The organism is Allotamlana fucoidanivorans, from assembly GCF_006265225.1.
In the GTDB taxonomy this organism is placed as follows: Bacteria; Bacteroidota; Bacteroidia; order Flavobacteriales; family Flavobacteriaceae; genus Allotamlana; species Allotamlana fucoidanivorans.
In genome coordinates, this window is record NZ_VDCS01000007.1 from 54,568 (window position 1) to 80,696 (window position 26,129).

The 26,129-nt window shown below is 33.6% G+C and carries 29 protein-coding genes; 14 read left to right on the top strand and 15 right to left on the bottom strand.

Annotated elements, in window-relative coordinates; genetic code table 11:
- Positions 1 to 229 precede the first annotated feature (229 nt).
- From FGF67_RS07925 to FGF67_RS07940, 4 genes are all read right to left on the bottom strand, one after another.
- Positions 230 to 718 (bottom strand): hypothetical protein, encoded by a 489-nt coding sequence (locus FGF67_RS07925; RefSeq protein WP_139696502.1) that lies wholly within the window; start codon positions 716 to 718, stop codon positions 230 to 232.
- On the bottom strand, positions 719 to 1,246 hold the full coding sequence (locus tag FGF67_RS07930; protein WP_139696504.1) for an FMN-binding protein: 528 nt from the start codon (positions 1,244 to 1,246) through the stop codon (positions 719 to 721).
- Positions 1,247 to 1,417: 171 nt separating this feature from the next.
- Entirely contained in the window at positions 1,418 to 2,596 is a 1,179-nt protein-coding gene (locus FGF67_RS07935; protein WP_139696505.1) for a hypothetical protein, read from the bottom strand.
- Between the two features lie 170 nt (positions 2,597 to 2,766).
- On the bottom strand, positions 2,767 to 3,630 hold the full coding sequence (locus FGF67_RS07940) for a hydroxymethylglutaryl-CoA lyase (protein WP_139696507.1): 864 nt from the start codon (positions 3,628 to 3,630) through the stop codon (positions 2,767 to 2,769).
- Between the two features lie 319 nt (positions 3,631 to 3,949).
- Here FGF67_RS07940 and FGF67_RS07945 point away from each other — a divergent pair, with 319 nt between their 5' ends.
- Positions 3,950 to 5,074: a zinc-dependent metalloprotease gene (locus FGF67_RS07945; protein WP_158293201.1), complete on the top strand. Its 1,125-nt coding sequence runs from the start codon at positions 3,950 to 3,952 to the stop codon at positions 5,072 to 5,074.
- A 5-nt stretch (positions 5,075 to 5,079) separates the two neighbouring features.
- Here the strand turns inward: FGF67_RS07945 and FGF67_RS07950 are convergent, their stop codons facing one another.
- Complete coding sequence (locus FGF67_RS07950; RefSeq protein ID WP_139696511.1) at positions 5,080 to 6,111, bottom strand: quinone-dependent dihydroorotate dehydrogenase; 1,032 nt, start codon at positions 6,109 to 6,111, stop codon at positions 5,080 to 5,082.
- A gap of 164 nt (positions 6,112 to 6,275) precedes the next feature.
- Here FGF67_RS07950 and pepT point away from each other — a divergent pair, with 164 nt between their 5' ends.
- Genes pepT through cysK form a run of 4 tightly spaced genes read left to right on the top strand, consistent with a single transcriptional unit; the run spans position 6,276 to position 9,648 of the window.
- The gene (gene pepT / locus FGF67_RS07955) at positions 6,276 to 7,520 is read left to right on the top strand and encodes a peptidase T (protein WP_139696513.1); all 1,245 of its coding nucleotides are present in this window, start codon (positions 6,276 to 6,278) and stop codon (positions 7,518 to 7,520) included.
- Between the two features lie 53 nt (positions 7,521 to 7,573).
- Complete coding sequence (gene eco, locus FGF67_RS07960) at positions 7,574 to 8,080, top strand: serine protease inhibitor ecotin (RefSeq protein WP_139696515.1); 507 nt, start codon at positions 7,574 to 7,576, stop codon at positions 8,078 to 8,080.
- 22 nt (positions 8,081 to 8,102) lie between these two features.
- A complete protein-coding gene (locus FGF67_RS07965) occupies positions 8,103 to 8,702 on the top strand; it encodes a YdeI/OmpD-associated family protein (RefSeq protein ID WP_139696518.1) in 600 nt (199 codons plus the stop codon).
- Between the two features lie 34 nt (positions 8,703 to 8,736).
- Entirely contained in the window at positions 8,737 to 9,648 is a 912-nt protein-coding gene (gene cysK / locus FGF67_RS07970) for a cysteine synthase A (protein WP_139696520.1), read from the top strand.
- A 63-nt stretch (positions 9,649 to 9,711) separates the two neighbouring features.
- On the opposite strand, the gene yajC is transcribed toward cysK, so the two are convergent.
- The 3 genes from yajC to nusB all read right to left on the bottom strand — a co-directional run bounded on the left by yajC (position 9,712) and on the right by nusB (position 11,542).
- A complete protein-coding gene (gene yajC / locus FGF67_RS07975; RefSeq protein ID WP_139696522.1) occupies positions 9,712 to 10,002 on the bottom strand; it encodes a preprotein translocase subunit YajC in 291 nt (96 codons plus the stop codon).
- Between the two features lie 20 nt (positions 10,003 to 10,022).
- Positions 10,023 to 10,493: a DUF1573 domain-containing protein gene (locus FGF67_RS07980; protein WP_139696524.1), complete on the bottom strand. Its 471-nt coding sequence runs from the start codon at positions 10,491 to 10,493 to the stop codon at positions 10,023 to 10,025.
- Between the two features lie 101 nt (positions 10,494 to 10,594).
- A complete protein-coding gene (nusB, locus tag FGF67_RS07985; RefSeq protein WP_139696526.1) occupies positions 10,595 to 11,542 on the bottom strand; it encodes a transcription antitermination factor NusB in 948 nt (315 codons plus the stop codon).
- Between the two features lie 202 nt (positions 11,543 to 11,744).
- Here nusB and FGF67_RS07990 point away from each other — a divergent pair, with 202 nt between their 5' ends.
- Together FGF67_RS07990 and FGF67_RS07995 are read left to right on the top strand one after the other, a co-directional pair.
- The gene (locus tag FGF67_RS07990; protein ID WP_139696528.1) at positions 11,745 to 13,511 is read left to right on the top strand and encodes an ABC transporter ATP-binding protein; all 1,767 of its coding nucleotides are present in this window, start codon (positions 11,745 to 11,747) and stop codon (positions 13,509 to 13,511) included.
- A gap of 152 nt (positions 13,512 to 13,663) precedes the next feature.
- Positions 13,664 to 14,038 (top strand): PUR family DNA/RNA-binding protein, encoded by a 375-nt coding sequence (locus FGF67_RS07995; RefSeq protein ID WP_139696530.1) that lies wholly within the window; start codon positions 13,664 to 13,666, stop codon positions 14,036 to 14,038.
- Between the two features lie 56 nt (positions 14,039 to 14,094).
- Here the strand turns inward: FGF67_RS07995 and FGF67_RS08000 are convergent, their stop codons facing one another.
- The 3 genes from FGF67_RS08000 to FGF67_RS08010 are packed head-to-tail and all read right to left on the bottom strand — an operon-like array spanning position 14,095 to position 16,370.
- On the bottom strand, positions 14,095 to 15,129 hold the full coding sequence (locus FGF67_RS08000; protein WP_233244036.1) for a 1-acyl-sn-glycerol-3-phosphate acyltransferase: 1,035 nt from the start codon (positions 15,127 to 15,129) through the stop codon (positions 14,095 to 14,097).
- Positions 15,126 to 16,031, bottom strand: a complete 906-nt coding sequence (locus tag FGF67_RS08005; protein ID WP_139696532.1) for a bile acid:sodium symporter family protein — start codon at positions 16,029 to 16,031, stop codon at positions 15,126 to 15,128. The genes FGF67_RS08000 and FGF67_RS08005 overlap by 4 nt, the downstream gene beginning before the upstream one ends.
- A gap of 3 nt (positions 16,032 to 16,034) precedes the next feature.
- The gene (locus FGF67_RS08010; protein WP_139696534.1) at positions 16,035 to 16,370 is read right to left on the bottom strand and encodes a tRNA-binding protein; all 336 of its coding nucleotides are present in this window, start codon (positions 16,368 to 16,370) and stop codon (positions 16,035 to 16,037) included.
- Between the two features lie 47 nt (positions 16,371 to 16,417).
- On the opposite strand from FGF67_RS08010, the gene FGF67_RS08015 reads away from it, so the two are divergent.
- The gene (locus FGF67_RS08015; protein WP_139696536.1) at positions 16,418 to 16,975 is read left to right on the top strand and encodes a thioredoxin family protein; all 558 of its coding nucleotides are present in this window, start codon (positions 16,418 to 16,420) and stop codon (positions 16,973 to 16,975) included.
- Here the strand turns inward: FGF67_RS08015 and FGF67_RS08020 are convergent.
- The 4 genes from FGF67_RS08020 to FGF67_RS08035 all read right to left on the bottom strand — a co-directional run bounded on the left by FGF67_RS08020 (position 16,959) and on the right by FGF67_RS08035 (position 21,453).
- Positions 16,959 to 17,447, bottom strand: a complete 489-nt coding sequence (locus tag FGF67_RS08020; RefSeq protein WP_139696538.1) for a GNAT family N-acetyltransferase — start codon at positions 17,445 to 17,447, stop codon at positions 16,959 to 16,961. The two genes, FGF67_RS08015 and FGF67_RS08020, sit on opposite strands and share 17 nt — an antisense overlap.
- Positions 17,448 to 17,993 carry a YfiT family bacillithiol transferase gene (locus FGF67_RS08025; RefSeq protein WP_139696540.1) on the bottom strand — a complete coding sequence of 182 codons (546 nt, stop codon included), beginning with the start codon at positions 17,991 to 17,993 and terminating at the stop codon, positions 17,448 to 17,450.
- Between the two features lie 72 nt (positions 17,994 to 18,065).
- Positions 18,066 to 18,998 carry a peptidylprolyl isomerase gene (locus FGF67_RS08030; protein WP_139696542.1) on the bottom strand — a complete coding sequence of 311 codons (933 nt, stop codon included), beginning with the start codon at positions 18,996 to 18,998 and terminating at the stop codon, positions 18,066 to 18,068.
- A gap of 250 nt (positions 18,999 to 19,248) precedes the next feature.
- On the bottom strand, positions 19,249 to 21,453 hold the full coding sequence (locus FGF67_RS08035; RefSeq protein WP_139696544.1) for an ATP-dependent DNA helicase RecQ: 2,205 nt from the start codon (positions 21,451 to 21,453) through the stop codon (positions 19,249 to 19,251).
- 243 nt (positions 21,454 to 21,696) lie between these two features.
- Here FGF67_RS08035 and FGF67_RS08040 point away from each other — a divergent pair, with 243 nt between their 5' ends.
- The 6 genes from FGF67_RS08040 to FGF67_RS08065 all read left to right on the top strand — a co-directional run bounded on the left by FGF67_RS08040 (position 21,697) and on the right by FGF67_RS08065 (position 26,127).
- Positions 21,697 to 22,614, top strand: a complete 918-nt coding sequence (locus FGF67_RS08040) for a KpsF/GutQ family sugar-phosphate isomerase (protein WP_139696849.1) — start codon at positions 21,697 to 21,699, stop codon at positions 22,612 to 22,614.
- On the top strand, positions 22,614 to 23,438 hold the full coding sequence (gene tatC / locus FGF67_RS08045) for a twin-arginine translocase subunit TatC (RefSeq protein ID WP_139696546.1): 825 nt from the start codon (positions 22,614 to 22,616) through the stop codon (positions 23,436 to 23,438). Before FGF67_RS08040 ends, tatC begins: the two co-directional genes overlap by 1 nt.
- Positions 23,431 to 23,775 carry a carboxymuconolactone decarboxylase family protein gene (locus FGF67_RS08050; RefSeq protein ID WP_139696548.1) on the top strand — a complete coding sequence of 115 codons (345 nt, stop codon included), beginning with the start codon at positions 23,431 to 23,433 and terminating at the stop codon, positions 23,773 to 23,775. The genes tatC and FGF67_RS08050 overlap by 8 nt, the downstream gene beginning before the upstream one ends.
- Before the next feature lie 27 nt (positions 23,776 to 23,802).
- Positions 23,803 to 24,543, top strand: a complete 741-nt coding sequence (lptB, locus tag FGF67_RS08055; RefSeq protein WP_139696550.1) for an LPS export ABC transporter ATP-binding protein — start codon at positions 23,803 to 23,805, stop codon at positions 24,541 to 24,543.
- A gap of 235 nt (positions 24,544 to 24,778) precedes the next feature.
- Positions 24,779 to 25,636 carry an SPFH domain-containing protein gene (locus FGF67_RS08060; protein ID WP_139696552.1) on the top strand — a complete coding sequence of 286 codons (858 nt, stop codon included), beginning with the start codon at positions 24,779 to 24,781 and terminating at the stop codon, positions 25,634 to 25,636.
- Positions 25,637 to 25,638: 2 nt separating this feature from the next.
- On the top strand, positions 25,639 to 26,127 hold the full coding sequence (locus FGF67_RS08065) for a hypothetical protein (protein WP_139696554.1): 489 nt from the start codon (positions 25,639 to 25,641) through the stop codon (positions 26,125 to 26,127).
- Positions 26,128 to 26,129: the final 2 nt, after the last annotated feature.

A 26,129-nucleotide genomic window follows, 5' to 3' on the forward strand; every position in this document is an offset into this window, starting at 1 on the left:
AATTACAGTTATAATTGCGTGCAAATATACACATTTTTTTCGTTTGAATTGTTAACACAATCTAAAATACTATACATGTTAAAGCACAGTAATTTCTATTGAAAATGCTTTGCATTTTTCATGATAAATACAGAGAATTGTATTTTATAGTCTAGCTATTCAAGAATTTAAGATTTCTTGAAAAGAGACAGTATAAAGATGTGTAGAAAAAATGGAGAGAACTTTTTTATTAGTGTTTTCTAAATAACTGAATTAGTACTAATACTACAGATCCTGAAAAGGATAAAGTCATAAGCAGACCTGAAAACATGACAATATATTTCATCCAGAGCATACCAGACCAGAGTAAGTATAACCCGCCAAAGGTAAGCACAACCGATATAAACGGTTCTATCATTAAAAATAATTTTATTTTCTTTTGAAGCTTAGTAGTAGATACTATAAGCGCTAACAAAAAGAAAATAATAGACATAGATAAGATATGATTATGAACCAGAGTGAGCATTTCTTGATCGCTTTTTTTAAAACGCATGACCGCTGCATTTTCATCATCTTCATTACCTAAATACTGTTCTTCAATACCATTAGGGTTTGCTGATGAGGTTTCTTCTACAAATAACAAGCCTGTAAAAAAGCCAATACTTAAAACAACTAAAAACACCCCAATTAACAGCTTAATCTCTTTTGGAAAGGTAAATAGTAATCCGTTTAAGTTCATTTACAAAAGAGATTTGCTTTGAATGATTTTCAAAGATTTTAATAAATTATTCATGGCATTGGTCATAGATCTTACAGAGATTGTAGCCCCCGAGATAGCCATAATATTATCACCATAATCTAATTGATCGCCACCTTGTTTTCCTGTAAACTGTTTTAACCAACGCGAACTACCTATTTCACCTCCATACTCTTCTCTATAAACGAGCACCTTAGTTTTTACAACAATTAAATCTTTATCTAGTAACACTAAATAATCGAATTGAGCTGTTTTACTGGGCGCTTTTGAAAGATATGCGTATCCCGTTAAAACACTATTAGATTCAATTTTAAAGAAATTATCTTCATTAAACGTTGCTGGCAGTTCACCTATTATGTCTTGAGATAGTGAAATATTTTTTAAATTAAAGGCCTCAAGGTTAAAGGTTTTTTCAATTTCTTTATGCACTTTTTTTTGAATGCTTTTAGGCCAACCAAAAGACATTAAAGCTAAAGCTAATACACCTAATAAAACGTTTCTCAAAATCATAATACAAAAATATTGTTTTTTATTCTACTTGCAACTAAAATGTTAAATAGGCAATTACCGATCCTTACAGTAATTGCCTTTATTTTATTGCGTTAGGGATTGAGCCATTGTTGGAGCTCCTTGCAAAGAGCGACTAGCGAAAGCCCGACCCAAAGGGGGAACGCCCAAATACTAGAACCAAACCCCTAAACCAAAATTAAGTTGGTTTGCCACATGACCACCATCAACGGCATTATCCTTAAACTGGTAATCTCCTTTTACTACTACACCAGGGGCAATATGATAACTTAACCCTGTGGTTATATCAGTTTTATTATAGGCGTCATTACGCATTAAACTTCCTGCTGTTTCTGCATGGGTATCGTACTGCTCATATCTAACAAATGCAAATAGTCTTTGTTGTTTTTCCTGGGGTAATAAATTGTAGGCACCTTCAATATACCAGCCTTGTAAAGCACTACCCAAATCTTTACCAGTAGCATTGTTGTAAGCCTCAGTTCCTGACAATTGACCACGAACAAATTGACCTCTTGCTGTGAAACGTTGGTAAGCGTAACGTGCATCAAGACCAATCATAGAAACCCCTATAACAGAACCGTCAATATCTTTAGCTTCATCATCAACCTGAGTATCACCAAAATATCCCGCTAAACCTAAACGTAAACCAGGAATACCATAATAATCAAGTTTTGCTGAAAATGTTGGACTGCTTATTGTAGATTCTGCTGCTTTTTGACGCCCACCACGCAATCCGTTTTTTCCTGCTAATAAACCATTCAATCCGTTTTCACCATCAAAAGAGGTGCCTTTAAATCCGTTAAAAATATAGGCCTGGTAACCTAATGATAGTTCATTAAATCTACCTGCAGTTCCAATACCTATCTCTCTCCAGGTTGTTGGGATAATTACGTTATCAAGTCCTGGTCTTTCAACACCATTAAACGTAGTTGGTTCGTGAAATTCATTGATAATACCAAAAGGCACTAACATTAAACCTCCTCGCAAACTAACGTTTGAACCCACATTATAATTAATAAATGCTTGTTCAATATACACTTCTTTTACATGCTCAAACTCAACCTCTGTTACAAACTGGGTTTTTTCGTTGAACTTGTAACCAAATAATAATACTAGACGCTGCACATCTAACTCGCCACTTCCTGCCTCTGGCTGATTGTAGGTTAACTCGCCATAAGCACCAACTGTTACTGCTTTTCCGTAATTTCCAGAAAGAATACGTTGTGCAGCATTTAATTGTTTCTGAGGGTCAAAAGTTATACTATCTTGTACTGTTTGCGCCCCAGAAATGGTAGCTATTAAAACTGATAAAAATAAGGTTAGTTTTCTCATTTTAACTTTGATTTGTTGTTTTTATTTAGACTTATTTTAAATAAATGTTAATTTGACGCTGCAAATATAAAACTCATTATTACTTACACAAAGTTTATTTAGATTAAATTTAAATAAAAGTTAAAACAAAAACATAACCTATTTATTTAAAGCAATTTACATAGTTATTTTTAATGGTAATTTTTGAATATTTTTGATGCTTCGTTATGAGCACTCTCAAAACTCAAAGCATTCAGTGGATTGTTTTTTTTGGTTGTGAGGTAGGAAAGCAGCTTTTCGGTAGGCATATTACCCACCAATTCATCTTTTGCCATAGGGCAGCCACCAAAACCTTGAATAGCTCCATCAAACCGAATACACCCAGCTTTATAAGCTGCATCAACCTTTTCAAACCAAGAATGTGGTGCTGTGTGTAAATGTGCTCCAAATTCAATTTTGGGATAAGCAGGAATCAAGTTAGAAAATAAATAAGTGATAGTTTCTGGTGTAGATGTACCAACGGTGTCACTCAAGGATAAAATTTTAACACCCATATTGGCTAGCTTTTCCGTCCATTGACCTACAATATCAACATTCCACGGATCGCCATAGGGGTTTCCAAATCCCATAGAAATGTAAACAACCACTTCTTTATTGTTCTTATCAGCTATGTTTAAAATGTCCTGAAGTGTTTCAACCGATTGTTGTATGGTCTTGTGGGTATTACGCATTTGGAAATTTTCGGAAATAGAAAACGGAAAACCAAGATAATTAATGTTGTTATGTACGCAGGCATCATCAGCACCTCTTGTATTAGCAACAATAGCCAACAACTTACTTATAGTAGTACTCAAATCTAATTGCTCCAATACCTGAGCGGTATCAACCATTTGAGGAATAGCCTTTGGAGATACAAAACTTCCAAAATCAATAGTATCAAAACCCACCCGAAGTAAAGACTGAATATACTGCACCTTTTTGCTGGTAGGTATAAACTGTTTTATACCCTGCATAGCATCTCTTGGGCACTCTATTATTTTTATTGGTGTTGTCATTTTGATTTTACAGGTCGATAAATGTACTATTATTTTTTTGAAAATATTTTATCATCATCGTTTCTTAAACTGGAATCTCTTATCATAAAATCATGCTCTAAAAAAGATTCAAGGTATATCACGCAGCAAAGATGTTCTACTAAATTGAAATATCAATAAAACTTACATCATGTTTTCTTTATATGTCGACTTTTCTTGCAACTTATCGTTTTTATTACCCAAACATCTAGCTACAATCTACATTTGATTGTAACTATTAAGTTTCATGAAGCCCCTCAAAGCAATAAAACCCCATCTCTTTACATCATTGACCCTTTTGATGTGTGTAGTTATTAACGCTCAGGATGCTAGTAATTTAGGTTGTGACACAGAGACACCCCAAGAAACTTTAGCCTATATAAATAGTATTAAACCTCAAATTAAATATTTAGAACAAGAATATAAAAAACTAAATAGCACAAAAAAGCATCAACCAGAAAAAACAGAACACCCTATTCCTATTAAATTTCACATCATTAGAAATTCTGAAGGTACCGAAGGTTTAACAAGTAGTGAGGTTGAATCTGCTTTAGAGAATTTAAATAGTATTTACGCAGAAACGTTTTTTAAGTTTTTTGCGTTTGAAGATATAAATTTCATCAATCAAAGTGACTATTTTGAATTTAAAAAAGGGGATGAAAAAGCGTTTATATCTGCGCATTATGAACCTAATATAATCAACATTTATTTCATAAACTATATTGAAAATGCTTCAGGAAATAGTATATGTGGCTATAGTATCAATGATGAAAACAAGCATATTATTGTCATGAAGAACCTTTGTGCTTTAAATGATTCATCACTAGCTCATGAAATGGGGCATATTTTTTCCTTATCGCATACCCATGGTCCAAGCAATACTAAATTAACCACCGAATTGGTTGATGGAAGTAATTGTGATACCGATGGTGATGGTATTTGTGATACACCCGCAGACCCCATGCTTTCTTTGGCTAACGTTAATAATTTTTGCGAATATACAGGAACGTTGACGGATGCTCATGGTGCTGTTTTTACACCAGACACCCACAATATCATGTCATATTCTAGAAAGGCTTGCCGAACAAGTTTCTCACCAATGCAATTAGCTAGAATGTATGCGTATTTTCAATCTACCAAAGAAAATTTTATCAATTCGGAAAAACAAGCTAATTCAAAACCAAATGAAGATGCAGAAACCCATCTTCGTATTTACCCTAATCCTATTAAAGATGGTTCATTGCAAATAAACATAAATACGAGTGATGACCTTCATTATTTTATAACAAATATTCAGGGACAAAGATTACAAACTGGTAGAATTCAAAACAACCAAATAGACGTAAGTATTTTACCAGCGGGAAGCTATGTGTTATTTATAAATCATTCTAATAATCAAATAATAAAACGTTTTATAAAACAATAGCGCTATTATCGCTTTAAAATAGCCCGATTAATTTGTTTTATTAAACCAGGACCTTCATAAATAAAGCCTGTATAAATTTGAACTAAATCGGCTCCAGCATCTAATTTTTCTAAGGCATCAGCAGCAGAATGTATACCGCCTACTCCTATTATTGGGAAAGTCTTATTACTTTTTTCGGCAAGATATTTAATTACCTGCGTACTTTTACTTTTAATAGGTTGCCCACTAAGTCCGCCATTACCTATTTGGTTTAATAACTCTTCTGAGGCTTTCAATCCACTTCTATCTGTAGAGGTATTACTGGCTATAACGCCATCTAATTTTGTAGCTGTTACTAGCTCTATAATTTCATCTAACTGACCTTGATTTAAATCTGGCGCAATTTTTAATACAATGGGTTTTTGTTTTTCAAATTGATTATTGGCTTTTTGAACAGCTCCAATCAATTCTTCTAAGTAATCTTTATCGTTTAATTTCGCGTGACTTCCCACATTGGGACAACTCACATTTAAAACAAAATAGTCCACATAAGGATGTAATGCCTTAAAACACTCTAAATAATCATCGGTGTAACCTTCTGGTGAAGTAGCTGTATTTTTTCCGATGTTACCACCTATAATCAGTTTTCCTTTATTCTTTTTAAGTTGTGAAATAGCAGCTTGTAACCCATCATTATTAAACCCCATTCTGTTAATAATACCCTGATCATCTTTTAATCTAAACAATCTTTTTTTTGGGTTTCCTGACTGACCTTTGGGTGTTACCGTACCTATTTCAATAAAACCAAATCCGAAATTAGCAAGTTCATTATATAACACAGCATTTTTATCAAACCCTGCAGCTAATCCTACTGGGTTTTTAAAGGTAAGTCCAAACACATTCCTTTCTAACTTCTTGTCTTCAAGCACATAAAGCGATCTAAATAAAGCCGAAAAACCAGGGATTTTTGACGTGAATTTTATTAACCAAAACGTAAAATGATGAATTTTTTCAGGGTCAAATGAAAAAAATATTGGGCGAAGTAAAGTTTTGTACATCAGTAATATTTGTGCAAAAATAAGTCTAATTGCTGTAAATAAAAAATTGGTTAAATCCTATGTTAAAAAAAATTAATAATTGTATTTTAGAAGCTGGTTGCATTTTTTGTTTACCCCATTAAAAATCAGCCTTTTTATTTCTTAATCTAAATAACATTACCCAAATGATTTCAAAAGAACACATCATAAACCGATTTATAAGTTATGTCACTATAGATACTGAATCTGACCCCAATTCAAAAACAACCCCCAGCACAGAGAAACAGTGGAATTTGGCAAAAAAACTTGCCGAAGAGCTCAAGTCTATTGGCATGGAAGATGTTTCTATTGATGAACATGCTTATATCATGGCGACTCTACCTAGTAATGTTGAACATGATGTGCCCACTATTGGCTTTATTGCTCATTTTGATACCTCTCCAGATTTTACTGGAGCAAATGTAAAACCTCAAATTCATGAAAATTATCTGGGAGGAGATATCTTGCTAAATAAGGAAGAACATATAGTACTTTCTCCTGATTACTTTGAAGATTTAAGACAGTATACAGGGCAAACATTAATTACTACTGATGGCACTACCCTATTAGGAGCCGACGACAAAGCTGGCATTTGTGAAATTGTTTCGGCCATGGAATATTTAATTAATCATCCAGATATTCAACATGGAAAAATTAAAGTAGGTTTTACGCCAGACGAAGAAATTGGGCGCGGCGCCCACAAATTTGATGTTGAAAAATTTGCAGCCGATTGGGCTTACACTATGGATGGCAGTCAAATTGGAGAACTTGAATACGAAAATTTTAATGCTGCCAGTGCGGTGATTAAAATTAAAGGTAAAATTGTGCATCCAGGATATGCCAAAGGAAAAATGATTAATTCCATGTACATTGCCACAGAGTTTATCAATTCGTTACCAAGAATGGAAACACCTGAACATACCGATGGTTATCAAGGCTTTTTTCACTTGCATGACATGAGAGGTGACGTTGAGCAAACCGAATTACAATATATTATACGTGATCATGATAAGGGCCATTTTGAAGCCAGAAAAGAAGTCATGAAAAAACTAACGGCTGAACTGAATTCGCAATACGGGCGTGAAGTCATAACAACAGAGATTAAAGATCAGTATTACAACATGAAAGAAAAGATTGAACCCGTAATGCATATTGTTGATATTGCAGAAGAAGCTATGGAGGCTATTGGTATTACCCCCATAATAAAAGCTATTCGTGGTGGTACAGACGGTTCGCAATTAAGCTACATGGGGTTACCTTGCCCAAATATCTTTGCAGGAGGCCATAACTTCCATGGGCGCTATGAGTACGTTCCCGTAGAAAGTATGATAAAGGCTACCGAAGTAATCTGTAAGATTGCTGAATTAACCGCAAAAAAAGATTTCATTTAACTAGGCTTTGGAATGAATCTTGAATTCATCTTCTGAATAAAAAATAAAATGGTATGAAGTATAAAATAATGTTCTTTGCCGCAATAATGGCAGTCACCGTAAGTTGTAAATCTCAAAAAAATATGGGTTCAAATACACAACAAAATAATCCGCCTGCAAGTCATGATTTAAGTATGTATCCCAAAGAAACAAATGCGCTAAAAAGACATATTATTAGTCTGCCCAAAAAAACAGATGAAAGCAACTATAAAGTAGAACTTTACGTTGGAAAAATTATGGAGATTGATTGCAACAAAAGCACTTTAGTAGGAGAATTTACTGAAGAAACTGTTTTTGGTTGGGGGTATACTTTTTTTAATTTTAAAACAGACGACCACATCATGAGCACCAAAAAAGCTTGTCCTGAAGGAACTAATCATGATGCCTTTGTAAGTGCTTTAGGAAAATTAGTGCGTTACAATAGTAAACTTCCTATTGTCATTTATACCCCAGAAGGATATGAGGTTCGTTACAAAATTTGGTCTAGAAGTGACACCGAAATGGTTGCTGAGCACAGATAAGAACACCTTGAATTCTTAAAACATGAAAAAGGTTCAGTCTTTTGAAACATATATTGAAAACAATACGCACTTTTATAAAGCATTAGAACTATTGCGTTCAATAATTTTATCAACAGAACTTGAAGAAAACATAAAATGGAATGCTCCAGTATACACATTACAAAATAAAAATGTACTAAGCCTTGGCGCCTTTAAACACCATTTTGGTATTTGGTTTTTTAATGGTATCTTTTTAAAAGATGAAAAGAACATACTCAAAAATGCGCAAGATGGCAAGACAAAAGCCATGAGGCAAATGCGTTTTGAGTGCCTAGCGGATATTGATACAGACTTAGTGTCTCAATATATAGATGAAGCCATTGAAAATCATAAACTAGGCAAAGTATTGAAATCAGATCGATCAAAAAAAATAGTTAGCATTCCTGAGGAGCTCCAAGCAGCATTCAATACAAATCTTGAATTAAAGCAACATTTTGAAACACTTTCTAATTCCTGTCAATGTGAGTATTGTGAATATATTGATTCTGCTAAGCGACTCAACACAAAGCAAATCCGTATACAAAAGATTACAACTATGATATTAGAAGGAAAAGGCCTTTACAATAAATACAAAACCCATTAAAAATAATTAGCTATTAACCAATAAAAAAACCATTATGAAAATTAACAACATTTTAGAAGACATAGGAAATACGCCTGTGGTTAGATTAAGCAAATTATTTCCAGATGCCAATATTTGGATGAAACTTGAAAAAAACAATCCAGGTGGTAGCATAAAAGACCGTATTGCATTGGCGATGATTGAAGATGCTGAAAAAAAAGGTGTCTTAAACAAAAGTACCGAAATCATTGAGCCTACTTCAGGGAATACAGGCATTGGATTAGCCATGGTATGCGCTATAAAAGGTTATAATCTTACACTAGTTATGCCAGAATCTATGTCGGTTGAAAGACGTGCTTTAATGGCTGCTTATGGCGCTAACTTAGTGTTAACCCCTAAAGAAGAAGGTTTAGGAGGCGCCATTGCAAAAGCTAATGAATTGGTAGAAAATAACAAAAATGCCTGGATGCCATCACAATTTACCAATGAAGCCAATCCTGAAATTCACAGACAATCCACCGCCCAAGAGGTTTTAAATGATTTCCCAGAAGGTCTTGATTACCTCATTACAGGTGTAGGTACAGGTGGACATATTACAGGAATGGCTGAAGTTTTAAAAGAACAGTTACCAAATTTAAAAGTGTATGCCGTTGAGCCTAATGATTCTCCTATAATTTCTGGAGGTGAACCTGGTCCGCACCCCTTACAAGGTATTGGTCCTGGATTTTTCCCTGAAGTATTTAATAAAGAGATTATAGATGGCGCTATCAGAATAACAAAAGAAGAAGCCTTTGCTGAAGTTCAAAATATTGCAAAAGCAGAAGGTATTTTAGTAGGTATTTCCTCAGGGGCTTCATTAGCAGCTGTGAGAAAACAACTGGATAATTTTAATGCTGATGATGTGATACTTACCATGAATTATGATACTGGTGAGCGTTATATCTCCATTGAAGGCTTACTTAGCTAAACTCTAAAAAAAAGGCTTATCAAAATAAAATGATAAGCCTTTTCTTTTTTACGTAGTTAAAAACTATTTTGCAGGCGCATTAAGTTTTTGACTCAGTTCCATTGAAATTGATGATTTATCAAACTTAAGTTTTCCGGCCATCGTTTCTATAACGCAACTGTTATCCTTATCGTTTAACTCAGCAATTTTACCATGTAAACCACTTTTGGTAATTACCTTATCACCACGTTTTAATTCTGCCGCAAATTTCTTTTCCTTTTTTGCGCGTTTCATTTGAGGTGCAATCATAAAGAAATACACAACTACAAACATTAATACAAATGGTAATAAACTACCAATTCCGCCTTCTCCCATTATTTATATATATTTAACTTTTAGCTATTAGATTTTACTTTATTAGGATCTGGTTTTACAAATGCAGTGATTTTAACCACTTCCGATCCCTTTTCTGTATTTGCTGTTACTGTAATAGTTTTTGTTATTTTGTTAGAACCGCTACCATTATACTTTACAGAAAACTGTCCAGATTCACCTGGTGCTAATGGTTCTCTACTCCAATCTTGAGGTACAGTACACCCACAAGAACTTTTTATATCAGTAATTACTAAAGGAGCATCACCTGTATTGGTATATTTAAAAACCGTTTCAACAGATTGTCTTGATTCAATTTCTCCAAAATCATGTTCCTTTTTATCAAACTCGATAACAGGAAACTTAGATGCGGTAGCATCACGCTCAGCCGCAGCAGCAATATTACTCTCCTCAATCTTTTTAGCTGCATTGTCTTTACAAGATGAAAATGCAATGAAACATAATGTACTTAATCCTAAAATTATTTTTTTCATAATGAACGTTTTTTATTTCGTTTGATGCGTAAAAATAGTAATTATTTAAACGATGCGAAACTTTTGTTTTTCTTTCTAGATGACCTCTTTATATAATAAAGTTACATCAACCCTCTACCTACTTTTTTAAGAGTTCCGTCATCTTCATATTCTTTAACAAGTTTATCTAAAATACCATTTATAAAAATACTACTCTTCGGGGTAGAATATTCCTTTGAAATTTCTAAATACTCATTGATAGTAACCTTAACCGGAATGGATGGAAAGTTCTTCAATTCACATATGGCCATTTGCAACAATACATAATCAACATTAGCAATACGCTCGGCATCCCAATTTTTAGTTTTACCTTCAATTTCTTTATTTAAAGCAGATCTATTTAAAAGTGTTCTTCTGAATAAATCTATAGCAAATTGCTTATCATCAAAATCCTTATACAGCTTGGGTGTAAAATAACTCTCTTCCGATGATGGTTTTGACTTTCTAAGTAATTTTAAAATAGTAGTATTTACCGTTGGTAAATCATCTAACCAAGTTAAGTTCTTGTCCTCAATATATTCATACAACTTCTCATTTGGCGCAATAATTTCCTTAAATACATCAACAATAAAAGCCTTGTCTTCTTTAAAATCAGACACTCTGGTTTTCATGTATTCTGCGTATAAATCACTTGAAGTAATGGCCTTAAAAATGATATCAACATATTCGCTATCTAAATCCCAATCAACCACCCTATGTGTATTCAATTGATCTTTTAACCGTGTATTTTCTTTGATTAATTGAAGTAACTGATTATTGACAAACTTTCGGTTTGGGTTTTTGTCTTCAGAAGTTGCTAGGTGCTTGTTTTGCTTAGTTTGTAAATCGTTTTCAGCGGTTTTCTGAACTTCAATTAGCAATGAAATGAGTAACAAGTATAAATTGTACATATTGTCAATACTATAAAGTAAAAACTTCTGATCTTTACTTAAATCGTCGCTTTCACTTCCTTTAAAAGCATATAAAGTCTGCATAACTTTTACTCGAATATGTCTTCTACTTAACATCATTACAAAGAACTTTTTACAAAAATATGAAGGGTTTCATTGTTTATTTTCGCCGCAAAAATAATACTATATTTAATAATACCGCTGTTAATATTCATTAAATTATTGTTTCTTATTAAGCTATCTTTAACAAATAGGTTAAGTATCATACCTATTTAATTATCAATTAAGCCCTATATTTGCTTGACGATACTGATACGCTTAAATGAAAGAATTACAACATTTAAACAAATACTTCTTTAAATACAAAACCCACCTTGTTTTAGGAGTCATCATAACCATTGTTGCTAGAATTTTTTTACTCTTTACACCAAGATATGTAAAGAAAATATTCATTATAATTGAAAATTACATCAAAGATGGCGGTGCTGAAACTACAATAAAATCAGAATTGACAGTTGCCATTTTATACATTATTGGGGCTGCTATTATTGGTGGTATACTCACGTTTTTTATGCGCCAAACCATTATCAATGTATCGCGCTATATTGAATATGACCTAAAAAATGAAGTGTATGGGCAATACCAAAAACTATCTTTAAACTTCTACAAAAAAAATAGAACGGGCGATTTAATGAATCGTATAACAGAGGATGTGAGTAGAGTACGTATGTATGTAGGGCCAGCCATTATGTATAGTATCAATACCTTCACTTTATTTGTTATTGTGATTATATACATGCTCAATGCCTCACCTAAACTTACACTTTTTACGGTTTTACCCTTGCCTATTTTATCGGTCATCATTTATAAACTAAGCAAAGAAATTCATAAACGAAGCACCATTGTTCAAGAGTATTTGTCAAAACTTTCAACCTTTACCCAAGAATCCTTTAGTGGTATTTCGGTTATAAAGGCTTACGGCATTGAGCCTCAAACATCGGTCAATTTTAAAGCTTTGGCTCTTGAGAGTAAAGAAAAACAAATAGATTTAACCAAAGTGCAAGCTTGGTTTTTTCCTATGATGATATTGCTTATTGGAGCCAGTAATCTTTTGGTTATTTACATTGGTGGAATGCAATATATAAATGGTGAAATTGAAAGTATTGGTACCATTGCAGAGTTTATAATTTATGTAAATATGCTCACCTGGCCTGTCGCTACCGTGGGTTGGGTAACCTCAATTGTACAGCAGGCAGAAGCGTCTCAAAAAAGAATAAATGAATTTTTAAAAATTGAACCTGAGATTAAAAATAATTGCGAAACACATTCTGAAATCATTGGAAATATTGCGTTTAAAGAGGTGTATTTCACTTATGACGATACCAATATACAAGCATTAAAAGGGATTAGTTTTGATATAAAAGAAGGAGAAACGCTAGCCATTTTGGGAAAAACAGGATCTGGAAAATCTACTATTCTCGATTTGATAGGACGGCTTTATGATATTGATAAAGGCTCCATTCTCATTAATGGCATAGAAATTAGTCAACTTAATTTAACAGATTTAAGAAATAGCATAGGTTATGTGCCTCAAGATGCCTTTCTGTTTTCTGATTCTATAAAAACAAATATTAAATTTGGTAATCAAAATGCCACAGATGAAGATGTTATTGAAGCCGCAAAACATGCGCAAGTACACAAAAACATCATTAAGTTTTCAAAAGGATACAACACCATTTTAGGCGAACGTGGTATCACGCTTTCAGGCGGACAAAAGCAACGTGTTTCTATTGCCCGAGCTATTATAAAAAAGCCAAAAATCCTTTTGTTTGATGATTGCCTATCGGCCGTTGATACAGAAACAGAAGAAAAAATATTGAAAAATTTAAATAAAGTTTCAAAAGGCAGAACCGCTATCATTGTAAGCCATAGGGTATCTTCAGCCAAAAACGCTAATAAAATAATTGTTCTTGACGACGGCAAAATTGTTCAAGAAGGCAACCATGACACATTGGTCAATATAGAAGGCTACTACAAACATTTATATGAAAAGCAATTGAGTGAAACAGCCTCTAATACAGAACAATGAGTTAATTAGCACCTTCCTAAAAAAAAGACTTACTTTTAGAAACACATTTTTCATTATTTATTTTAAAAGAAACATCTTATTTAGTTGGTTGGTAACTGTTTTTTTTAGATTTTTGGTACACTTAATGAAATTTAAATAATTTTAATTGAACTATGAACAACAACGGTATGATGGAGAAAGAGGAAATTTTTTCTAAGGTATTAAGAGCAGGAAGACGTACTTACTTTTTTGATGTAAGAGCAACTAAAGCAGATGATTATTACTTGACAATTACGGAAAGTAAAAAGTTTACAAATGATGATGGATCTTTTCACTACAAAAAACATAAAATCTACATTTACAAAGAAGACTTTACAGAATTTAAAGAAATTCTAGCTGAAATGACTGATTATATCATTAGTGAAAAAGGAGACGAAGTTATTAGTGAGCGTCATCAAAAAGATTTTAAGAAAGAATATAATAACGGCGAAGAAGATGAATTGAAAACTCCTGAAAGCTTTACCGATATTGATTTTGACGATATTTAAGATATTCTTGATAAATAACAAAAAAGCCGCTCAATATTAAATATTAAGCGGTTTTTTTATGCCTTCACATAACATAATGCCATTAAAATACTAAAAGTAAGCACTTCAAACGCTAAACTCCAACTGACTACATTACCTAAAATTACGGTCATAAAAATCAACCAAATAGGCGCTACGGTAATGGCTACAGCAAACCTAAAGGTAGCCATAAACTCTAATTCTTTAATTTTAGGCTTTACACCATATTTCCACACTAAAACAGGAACACAAAAACAAAGCACAAAGCCTATTTTTATAAGTTTCATTAACCAACTGTTTCTAGCATTTGATTGCTTTACTGCACATGATTTAAATCCACTCTCAATACAAGCTCGAACAGCAGAAGGATTTAAAAAATCAACCTGCATTACTTCTAGTTGGGTCACTGTTTTTTCATAATCTTGTAGCGGAATATCGGTTGTTAATTTTGAAATCTCCGCTTGAATAGTTTCTTTTAAGCGCCTTACATCTTCATGACCGCCATCTGAAAAATAATCACGAGCACACACTGGTGTACCGTAATACATGGCACAACGATCAGGAAAGTTTGCTGCATCTTGAAAATTTAATCCTATCGGTAGTAATTCTAAATCAATTTCTGGAAACGTTTTTAAGGTTTCAAACACAATTCGCGTAAACCCTTTACTTAAAGGTCTTACTGTTCTATTCAAATTATGGTTTCCTTCAGGGAATAAAGCAATAACTTCCTTATTGTTTAAAAGCGATGAACAGTAGCTAAATATGGCACTGTTGTTTGCTAAACTTCCCCAACCATCTCTAATCCTGTAAACAGGAATCATTTGTAAACTTTTTAAAAACTTTGAAACCAAAGTCTTTTTAAATACACCTGCTCGAGTTAAAAAATACACAAACCTTGTACTTTTAGCTGCAATTAATAAAGCATCCAAAAGAGCATTATGATGATTACTTAATAGCACAACTGGTTTATCTTTATTCAGCCTATTCGCATTATAAATCTTGATTTCTTTAAAATAAAAGAACAAACCTAGGTTTACATATATCTTAAAGAGATATAACCAAATTATTTTCATATTGTTATTATGTTTTGTTTGGACCAATACAAGGCTAGCAACAGCCCTGAAATAATATGCCAAATTCCCCAAAATGCTGCTAAAATAGCCATTCCTCCTAGCCCACCAAAGAAAGTAAATATTAAAAGCAATCCTAATCCAGAATTTTGTATTCCAGTTTCAATGGCTATAGTCTTTTGGTTTTTGAAGCTTAATTTAAAAAGCTTCGCTACCATTAAGCCCAATAAGAAAGCTAAGGCATTGTGCATCACACCAATCCAAACCACATGCCCAACATAACCGTTAAAAACAGCTGTGTTTTTCATAAAGGCAATCACAACAATACCTACAAACACTAAGATAGACAAAGGTTTTAAAACGTTAGATAATTTTATGGCAAGCCGTTCATTTTTTATCCTAAATAGCATCCCCAAAAACAACGGAATACCAAGAATTAAAAAGACCAGTTTTATTAACGCATAAGGATTTAATTCAACCGTTTTTAATAATTGCGATGTTGGCTGATACAAGTTACTATAAAACTGAAAGTTGAACGGGGTCATAACAACAGCTAAAAATGTTGCCAAAGCAGTTAAACTCACAGACAGAGCTGAATTACCACGTGCCAAATGAGTCATGAAATTTGAAATATTACCTCCAGGACAAGCGGCTACCATAAACATACCTAAAGCTATACTTGGTCGGGGTTGTATGCTATATACTAAAACAAACGTTAGAAGTGGTAATAAAAAAAACTGTGCTAACACCCCAACTAAAACTAACTTTGGTTCTTTTCTTAATTGTACAAAATCATCTTTTGTGATACCTAAAGCCACGCCAAACATAACAACAGCCAAAGCTATGTTAAGCACCCAAAGTCCATTAGCATCAAAATTTATTTTTACCTGGTCAAGTTCTTGCATAGTTTAGCTAACGGCACAACCGTTTTTCACAGCTGCTTCTGGGTTAAGCAATATAACATCTTTACCTTCTATCGCACCTAAAACCAAGCATTCACTCATAAAATTAGCTATTTGTTTGCTTGGAAAATTGACTATAGCCACAACTTGTCTGGCTATCAAATTTTCCTTTTGGTAGCGCTTTGTAATTTGTGCTGATGTTTTTTTAATGCCCAATGAGCCAAAATCGATAATTAATTTATACGCTGGTTTTCTTGCTTCTGGAAAGTCAATGACTTCTATAATGGTTCCTATTCTTAAATCAACTTTAGCAAAGTCTTCAAAAGTTATCGTGCTATTCATTTTTTAAAAATACAAATAATAACGAACTTTGAACAAATAAATATATTATGGCCAGAACACCTTCAAACATGCTGCCTCTAGGGACTAAAGCGCCCTACTTTAATTTACAAGATACTGTAAGCGGTGATATACTTGACATCAATACTTTAAAAGGGAATCAAGCTACGGTTGTTATGTTTATCTGTAATCACTGCCCTTTTGTTATTCATGTGAACTCAGAAATTGTTTCCATTGCAAATACCTATAAGGCTAAAGGTGTTGGATTTGTGGCTATATCAAGTAATGATGTAACGAACTACCCTCAAGATGCGCCAGAACACATGAAGATTCATGCTAAAAAGGAACACTATCCATTTCCTTATTTATATGACGAGACACAAGACATAGCCAAAGCGTATGACGCAGCCTGCACGCCTGACTTTTATGTTTTCAACAAACAACTTGAATTAAGCTATAGAGGTCAGTTAGACGACTCAAGACCTCAAAATGGTATACCTGTAACGGGTGAAGATTTACGACATGCACTAGATTGCTTGATAACAGAAAAAGAAAACACGAAACCACAAAAACCGAGTATTGGCTGCAATATTAAATGGAAAGAATAAGCTGCCAAATCCCTACATTTTGCCATGTTCCAAATTTTTGTCCCACCTCTTTTAAACTGGCCACCTGAGTAAATCCAAACTTCTCATGAAGTTTAACACTGGAGTCATTAGGAATAGTGAGTACCCCTAAAACAGTGTGCGCATTGGTTTGCCTTATTGCTTCAAGTAACTCTGTATATAGTTTGGTTCCTATGTGTTTCCCTTGTTCGCCATGTTTTACATATACGGTAGACTCAACAGTATTACTATAAGCAGGTTTAGGTCTAAATCTGCTAGCATAGGCATACCCCAAAATTTTATCCTTTTCTTCGTAAACAAAAAAGGGATACTCATTATTGATTCTGGTTATTTTTTCTTCAAAAATATTGAGAGAAAGGGGTTCAATATCAAAAGTTATGGCTGTGTTTAACACGTAATAATTGTATATCTCAAGCAATTGCTGAGTATCTTTAGCTTGTAATGATCTTATCATTTATAACCACTTTAGTGTTTTCATGGCTGTTTCAATATGCGCATAATGATGATTGCTATGCCAAGCATAATTACCAATATTATAACTTAATACCACTTCTGAATTTGTTTCAGGATGAATAAAACTTTTTTCCAAATCAGATTCAGAAAGTGATTTTAGTAAATAAACAAGCTTATAGTGAATCGCCTTTAAATGACTTAATGACATTTCAATTGGAGCTGTTTTTGAATCTTCAAGCTCAGCCCAGCGTTCTTCATAATAAGCTTTGATAAGGGGTTTATCTTCTGTTAGCGCCCATTTGAAGCGGGTATAACTATGGTGATGGCTATCAGAAAGGTGGTGAATAACCTGCCTGATGGTCCAGCCTCCTGGTCTGTAAACCGTATCAAGCTGTTCAGAGGTCAACTTATTTACTAGTGTTTCCAGACGATTTGGAAACTGTTCTAATATTGAAATCCAATCTTCAATATGTTGTTTGGTAATTACTTGCGGACATTCAAATTGCCCTATTGGAAACCTTAACTTGTTTAATTCTTGTTCTGCCATACTCAAAAATACCAAAAAATAAAAAAGGTTGCTCTTTACAGAACAACCTTTTAAACATATTTGTAAGGCTTTTTATTTTACCTGCATTAATTCAACATCAAAAACCAATGTGGCATTAGGTGGAATAACACCTCCTGCTCCTGCACTTCCATAAGCTAAATGACTAGGTATTACTAAACGGGCTTTATCTCCAACTTTTAATAATTGGATACCTTCGTCCCAACCTGGAATAACTTGACCTACTCCTAAAGGAAAATCTATAGGCTGATTACGCTTGTATGACGAATCAAAAACAGTTCCGTCTGCCAACTGCCCTTTGTAATGTACTGAAACTGTTTTGCCTTTTTCAGCTTTAACGCCATTACCTTCTTGAATGATTTGATAACGCAATCCGCTTTCTGTTTTATTAAATCCAGCTGCTAACTTTTCAAGTTCCGCTTCAGCAGCTTTTTTTTCTTCAGCAATTCTTTGTGCTCTAGAACCTTCAAATGTTCTGAAGGCTTCAATGGCATTGTAAGCTTCTGCTTCTGCTCCTACTCTAATAATCTCTAAAGATTCTATTGTATCACCTTGCGCTATGGCATCCACTACATCTTGTCCTGCTTCAACTTTACCAAACACGGTATGTTTATTATCTAACCAAGGGGTTTCAACATGCGTGATAAAAAATTGACTTCCATTCGTACCGGGACCTGCATTTGCCATTGATAATACTCCAGGACCATCATGCTTTAATTCTGGATGAAACTCATCATCAAATTTATAACCAGGATTTCCAGCTCCAGACCCTTGTGGACAGCCTCCTTGAATCATAAAATCTGGAATTACTCTGTGAAATTTTAAGCCATCATAATAAGGTGTTCCTTGTGGTTTTACCTTGTTTTCTAAGTTCCCTTCTGCTAAGGCTACAAAGTTACCAACCGTTCCTGGTGTTTTTTTGTACTCTAAAGCCACAAGAATTTCTCCTTTTGTGGTATTAAATTTTGCGTATAAACCGTCTTGCATTGTTCTAATTTTTAAGAAAGTGCAAAGATAGGAAACTAAGTGAAAACTATGAGTTTAGACACAATAAGTATTAATTAAATTTACGAGTATGCCCTCTAAATAAAAACCAAATATCATAGTGTTTATGAAAATGGCTTGCAAAACATGATGCATCTAAGTTGCATTCAAGCCTATTTTAAGAAGCTTAAGGCAATAAAAAAAGCCATAACATATGCTAGGCTTTATTTGTGTTGTGATTTAAAAAAATCTTTTAATTAGCTACTTCACTGATAAACTTTATTCTGTATAAACGCAGTTCTTCGTCATCATAATCGCCATCAAACTCATCAATAGCATCTGAAATGGCATCTGTTTCCGATTCCATAAAATACTCATGAATTTCTTCTTGTTGCTCTTCATCTAAAATATCATCAATCCAGTAATCAATATTCAATTTTGTTCCCGAATAAACTATGGCTTCCATTTCCTTAATAAACTCATCCATTTCCATACCTTTAGCTGAAGCAATATCATCAAGTGGCAACTTTCTATCTATATTTTGAATGATATAAAGTTTATTGGCCGAATTGCTTCCAGTAGATTTTACCACCAAATCATCTGGCCTAATAATATCATTTTCTTCAACATACTTGGCTATTAGAGCTATAAAATCTTTGCCGTATTTTTTTGCCTTGCCGTCTCCAACACCGTGAACATTTGCCAATTCCGCAAGGGTAATGGGATATTTAAGCGCCATATCTTCTAACGAAGGATCTTGAAAAATAACAAAAGGGGGGACCCCTAATTTTTTAGCATTCTTTTTACGCAAATCTTTAAGTATGCCCATTAAAACTGTATCTGCCACCGCTCCAGCACTTTTTGATGGTGCTATTATAGAACCATCTTCTTGCTCACCTTCAAAGACATGATCTTCAGTCATCATAAAAGATATTGGGCTATCAATAAACTTTTTCCCCTCTTCTACTATCTTTATAACACCGTAAGTTTCAATATCCTTTTTTAAATACCCTGCAATAAGTACTTGCCTTAAAAGCGCCATCCAATGCTTTTTGTCTTTATCTTTTCCTTTACCAAAGAAAGGCTGCTCGTTTGTTTTGTGCGAGTTAATTAAGGCATTTTCTTTTCCTATAATAACATTCACCAGGTCTTTAGATTTGTACTTTTCATTAGTATCTCTAATAATTTCCAACAAAACCTTTACATCATCCTTTGCTTCTGTTTGCTTTTTAGGATATCTCACGTTATCATCCATATCACCTCCTTCACCTGTGTCATTATCAAATTCCTCTCCAAAATAATGAAGAATAAATTTACGCCTCGATATAGAGGTTTCAGCAAAAGCAATTACTTCCTGCAATAAAGCATGACCAATTTCCTGCTCTGCCACTGGTTTACCAGACATGAATTTTTCAAGCTTTTCAATGTCTTTGTAACTATAAAAGGCCAAACAATGTCCTTCACCTCCATCTCTTCCGGCTCTACCTGTTTCCTGATAATAGCTTTCAATACTTTTAGGAATATCATGATGTATTACAAAACGAACATCGGGTTTATCTATCCCCATACCAAATGCTATGGTAGCCACAACAACATCAACATCTTCCATAAGGAATTTATCTTGATGGCTGGATCTGGTTTTGGCATCTAACCCCGCATGATAAGGCACAGCATTAATACCATTTACCTGAAGCACTTGGGCCAATTCCTCTACTCGTTTTCGGCTTAAACAATATACAATACCAGATTTGCCTTCATTCTGCTTTATAAAACGAATAATATCAGCATCTACGGCTTTGGTTTTAGGCCTAACTTCATAATACAAATTGGGCCTATTAAAGGAAGCTTTAAACGTATTGGCTCCTGTAATACCTAAATTCTTAATAATATCTTCCTGAACCTTAGGAGTTGCCGTGGCTGTTAAACCAATAATAGGAATGTTATCTCCAATGCGCTTTATAATATGCCTTAAATTTCTGTATTCTGGCCTAAAATCATGCCCCCATTCACTAATGCAATGGGCTTCATCAATGGCCATGAATGAAATTTTCACCGAGCGTAAAAATTCAACATTCTCATCTTTAGTTAAAGATTCTGGTGCTACATACAATAACTTTGTAACCCCATTTACAATATCTTCTTTAACCTGTTTAATTTCGGTTTTGTTTAAGGAAGAATTTAGAACATGGGCTATACCATCTTCTTTTGACACCCCTCTAATCGCGTCTACCTGATTTTTCATCAAGGCTATCAACGGCGAAACAACAATGGCTGTACCTTCTTGCATTAAAGCTGGCAACTGATAACAGAGCGATTTACCACCGCCCGTTGGCATAATCACAAACGTATGATTTCCTGATAAAATACTTTCAACTACGGCTTCTTGAAGACCTTTGAATTTATTAAACCCAAAATATTTCTTCAGAGCAGCGTGCAAGTCATTTTTTGCTATTAACATCAATTCAAAATAATTAATTACTTCTTTTCTTCAAACACATTAAAAAGCAAGAGTTAATTTAATAATGTAATTGAAGAACCCTCATTTATTTTTTCGTTAGTTTTGTAACGAATTTTCAAGCTCTAGTTCATATTAGAACCGAATGTGATTAAAGATAATAAAATCTTTAAACATGAACCCAAAAAAAATTAAGTTTTGAAAGACAATAGTGTAATAATTAACAAAGCGAAAGAAACCATTAAAATGGAGAGTGATGCCATTTTAAACCTATCTAATTTAATATCAAATGATTTCACTAAAGCAGTTGAACTTATTTATAAATCAAAAGGACGCGTTGTTATTACTGGTATTGGGAAGAGTGCTATAATTGCTTCAAAAATTGTAGCCACCTTAAATTCTACTGGAACACCTTCAGTTTTTATGCATGCCGCCGACGCTATTCACGGTGATTTAGGTTTAATTCTTAAAGATGATATTGTTATTTGTATTTCAAAAAGTGGGAATACGCCAGAAATTAAAGTTTTGGCACCATTAATAAAAAGAGCAAATAACAAAATGATTGCCATGACTGGAAATCCAGATTCATTCCTTGGTCAGCAAGCAGATTTCATTCTAAATACATTTGTAGAAAAAGAAGCCTGCCCAAATAATTTAGCACCAACTACAAGTACAACCGCTCAGTTGGTTATGGGTGATGCTTTAGCCGTTTGTTTGTTAGATTTGCGTGGGTTTTCAAGCAAGGATTTTGCAAAATACCATCCTGGAGGCGCTTTGGGCAAGAAATTATACCTAAGAGTACAAGACATTTCATCTGTAAACACTAAACCCCAAGTAACTCCAGAAACAAGCATAAAAAATGTCATTATTGAGATTTCTGAAAAAATGCTAGGTGTTACTGCTGTGGTTGAAGACAACAAAATCATTGGCATAATCACTGATGGAGATTTAAGACGTATGCTAAGTAACTCAGACAATTTAACAGGGCTTACAGCAGGTGATATTATGAGCAAAAAACCTAGAACTATTGAAGCTAGCGCTATGGCTATTGATGCCTTAGATGTTATGGAAGACCATAGCATTTCTCAATTATTGGTAGAACATAATGGTGAATATGCAGGCGTTGTTCATTTACATGATTTAATAAAAGAAGGCATTATATAATGGCAAAAAAGAATATAAACGAGATGTCTTTTTTAGATCATCTTGAAGATTTACGTTGGCATTTAATTAGAATTTGTTTATCTATTGTTATTGTTGCCACTTTAGCTTTTATTTTTAGTAGATTTATTTTTGATGCCATAATATTTGCACCACTAAGCATGGATTTCCCAACGTATGATATGCTATGCAAAACGGCCAACTTTATCAATATTGACACCACATTTTGTAATGATGAGATTCCGTTAATATTACAAAACAGAACGATGGCAGGTCAGTTCTCTGCTGATATTTGGACGGCTATTTTGGGTGGATTCATTATTTCCTTTCCTTATGTTATTTATCAACTATGGCTATTTGTTAGTCCAGGATTGCATGATAATGAACGTAGGCATTCTCGTGGTTTTATTATTATTAGTTCCTTGTTATTTTTCCTAGGCGTGTTATTTGGTTACTATATCATTACGCCTTTATCTATAAATTTCTTAGCAAATTATAGCATTTCAGAATTGGTTGACAATCAAATTGACATTAGTTCATACATCGCCTTGGTAAGAGCTTCCTCACTGGCATCAGGACTCATTTTCGAGCTTCCTATAATCATATATTTTTTAACAAAAATAGGCTTAGTTACGCCTGAATTCCTTAAAAAATATAGAAAATACGCATTGGTTATTGTCCTTATATTTTCAGCCATTATTACACCACCAGACATTGCTAGTCAGGTTATTGTAGCTATTCCTGTATTAATATTATACCAAGTAAGTATTTACATTTCTAAAATAGTGGTTAGAAATCAAAAACGAAAAGAAGCTAAAAATGTCTGATATTGTTAATGAATTTAATGCGTATCGCTCAAGAATGAATGACAAAATTCTTGCTGATAATAACAAAATAATAAAGCGCATTTTTAACCTGGATACCAATGCATACGCCAAAGGCGCCTTAGATGTAAAAACAAAAGAACTTTTAGGTTTGGTGGCTTCTGCGGTATTAAGATGCGATGATTGTATTAAATATCATTTAGAAACCTGTTATAAAGAAGGTTTAAAAAAAGAAGAAGTTATTGAAGCGTTAAGCATCGCTACTTTGGTAGGAGGCACCATTGTGATTCCTCATTTAAGACGAGCCTATGAGTTTTGGGATGCCCTAGAAGCCCAATAATTGTTTAAATTTTACGTTATTGCAGTTATGATATTAAAAGCAGAAAATTTAATGAAGTCCTACAACGGACGAAAAGTAGTAAAAGATGTTTCCTTAGAGGTTAACCAAGGGGAAATTGTAGGTCTTTTAGGCCCAAATGGTGCAGGAAAAACCACATCGTTCTACATGATTGTAGGCTTAATTAAACCAAATGGCGGACATATTTTTTTAGATAATACTGAAATCACTAAATACCCCATGTATAAACGGGCTCAAAACGGAATTGGATACTTAGCTCAAGAAGCGTCTGTTTTTAGAAAATTAAGTATTGAGGATAATATTTTAAGTGTTTTACAACTTACCAAGCTTAGTAAAAAAGAACAAGAACTTAAAATGGAATCACTTATTGAAGAATTTGGGCTAGGCCATATTAGAAAAAACCGAGGCGATTTACTGTCTGGTGGTGAACGCAGACGTACTGAAATTGCACGTGCCCTAGCTACAGATCCCAGCTTCATTTTACTTGACGAACCCTTTGCTGGTGTTGACCCCGTTGCTGTTGAAGATATTCAGCGTATTGTAGCGCAGTTAACAAAAAAGAACATAGGTATTCTTATCACAGATCATAACGTACAAGAAACGCTAGCTATTACAGACCGTACTTATTTAATGTTTGAAGGAAGTATTCTTAAAGCGGGTAAACCTGAAGAATTGGCCGATGACGAAATGGTACGAAAAGTGTATTTAGGTCAGAATTTTGAACTTCGTAAAAAGAAGATTAGAGATTAAACTAATTATTTCCTTCTTATTTATTGAGTAACGCACCGTATTGTCTTTTATACTACTGCGTTATATCTAATCAATTTATATCATTTTCCATCTTCCATTTAAATGCTTTAATGATTAATCATTACAAGTACATATTCTTATGTCCCAAGAATTTTGAACTTTTATTCATAAAAACAATTATTTATCAAATATTTTTATATATATTTATGATATCATTTTAATATCATTTTAAATCATGAAAGAAGAAAAACTTATAATGCCAGCCAACGGTTATCTTATGTTAATTGTTTTTACCCTTATGTTAATTGGTGGTATAGCACTCATTCAAGTAGGAACAGGATTTGCAGCTATCCCAATCGTTCTTGCTCTAATTACTTCTATAGGTTTTATTATGGTACAACCAAACAACTCAAGAGTGTTTTTACTTTTTGGAAAATACGTAGGCACCATTAAAAAAAATGGTTTTTATTGGGTAAACCCGTTTTATACAAAAAAGAAAATTTCGCTACGCGCCAGAAACTTTGATAGTGAACGCCTCAAAGTAAATGACAAACTAGGAAACCCAGTTATGATAAGCACCATTTTAGTTTGGCGCGTAAAAGACACGTTTAAAGCGGCCTTTGATGTTGATAATTACGAGGATTTTGTACGGGTACAAACTGACGCTGCGGTACGTAAGCTAGCGAGTATGTATCCTTACGATAATTTTGCAGATGAAGGCTATACCGAAGATATTACTCTAAGATCTAGTGTTAATGAGGTTAGTGAAACTCTTGAAAAAGAAATTGATGAGCGTTTATCAATTGCAGGAATAGAAGTTTTAGAAGCTAGAATTGGGTATTTAGCCTATGCTCAAGAAATTGCTAATGCTATGCTAAAAAGACAACAAGCTACAGCCATAGTAGCTGCAAGACATAAAATTGTAGAAGGCGCAGTAAGCATGGTTGAAATGGCTTTAGAAGAATTAAACAAAAAAGACATTGTTGATTTAGATGAAGAACGAAAAGCCGCAATGGTGAGCAACCTTATGGTTGTTCTTTGTGGAGATAAAGATGCCTCTCCTGTGTTGAATACAGGAACATTACACCAATAACAATGAGAATTTTTAAAGAAGAACAGCGTTTTACACAGAGTTGGCTTCTCATTGTAATTGGCTTATCTATAATGATTCCTCTTATTTTTTTGACTAATGGTTTGATAGCAAAACAAATATCTTTATTAAACTATCTTCTAATCTCTTCTTTTATAATTCTATGCTGTAGTTTTATTTTTATCTTTAAACTAAACACTCGAATTGATGAAATTGGTATACATTACCAATTTTTTCCAATACACAGAAATTTAAAAACCATTTATTGGAAAGATATTTTTAGCGCAAAAACAAGAAAGTACAATGCAATAAAGGAATATGGCGGATGGGGCTTAAGAGGCGGAAGCCTTCTTGGAGGCAAAAACATTGCCATTAATGTAAAAGGCAATATTGGTTTACAATTGACACTTAAAAACAAAAAAAGGATTCTTATCGGGACTCAAAAAAAAAGTGAGATAGACCGTGTAATTTCAAGATATTTGAATCAAAATTAAAA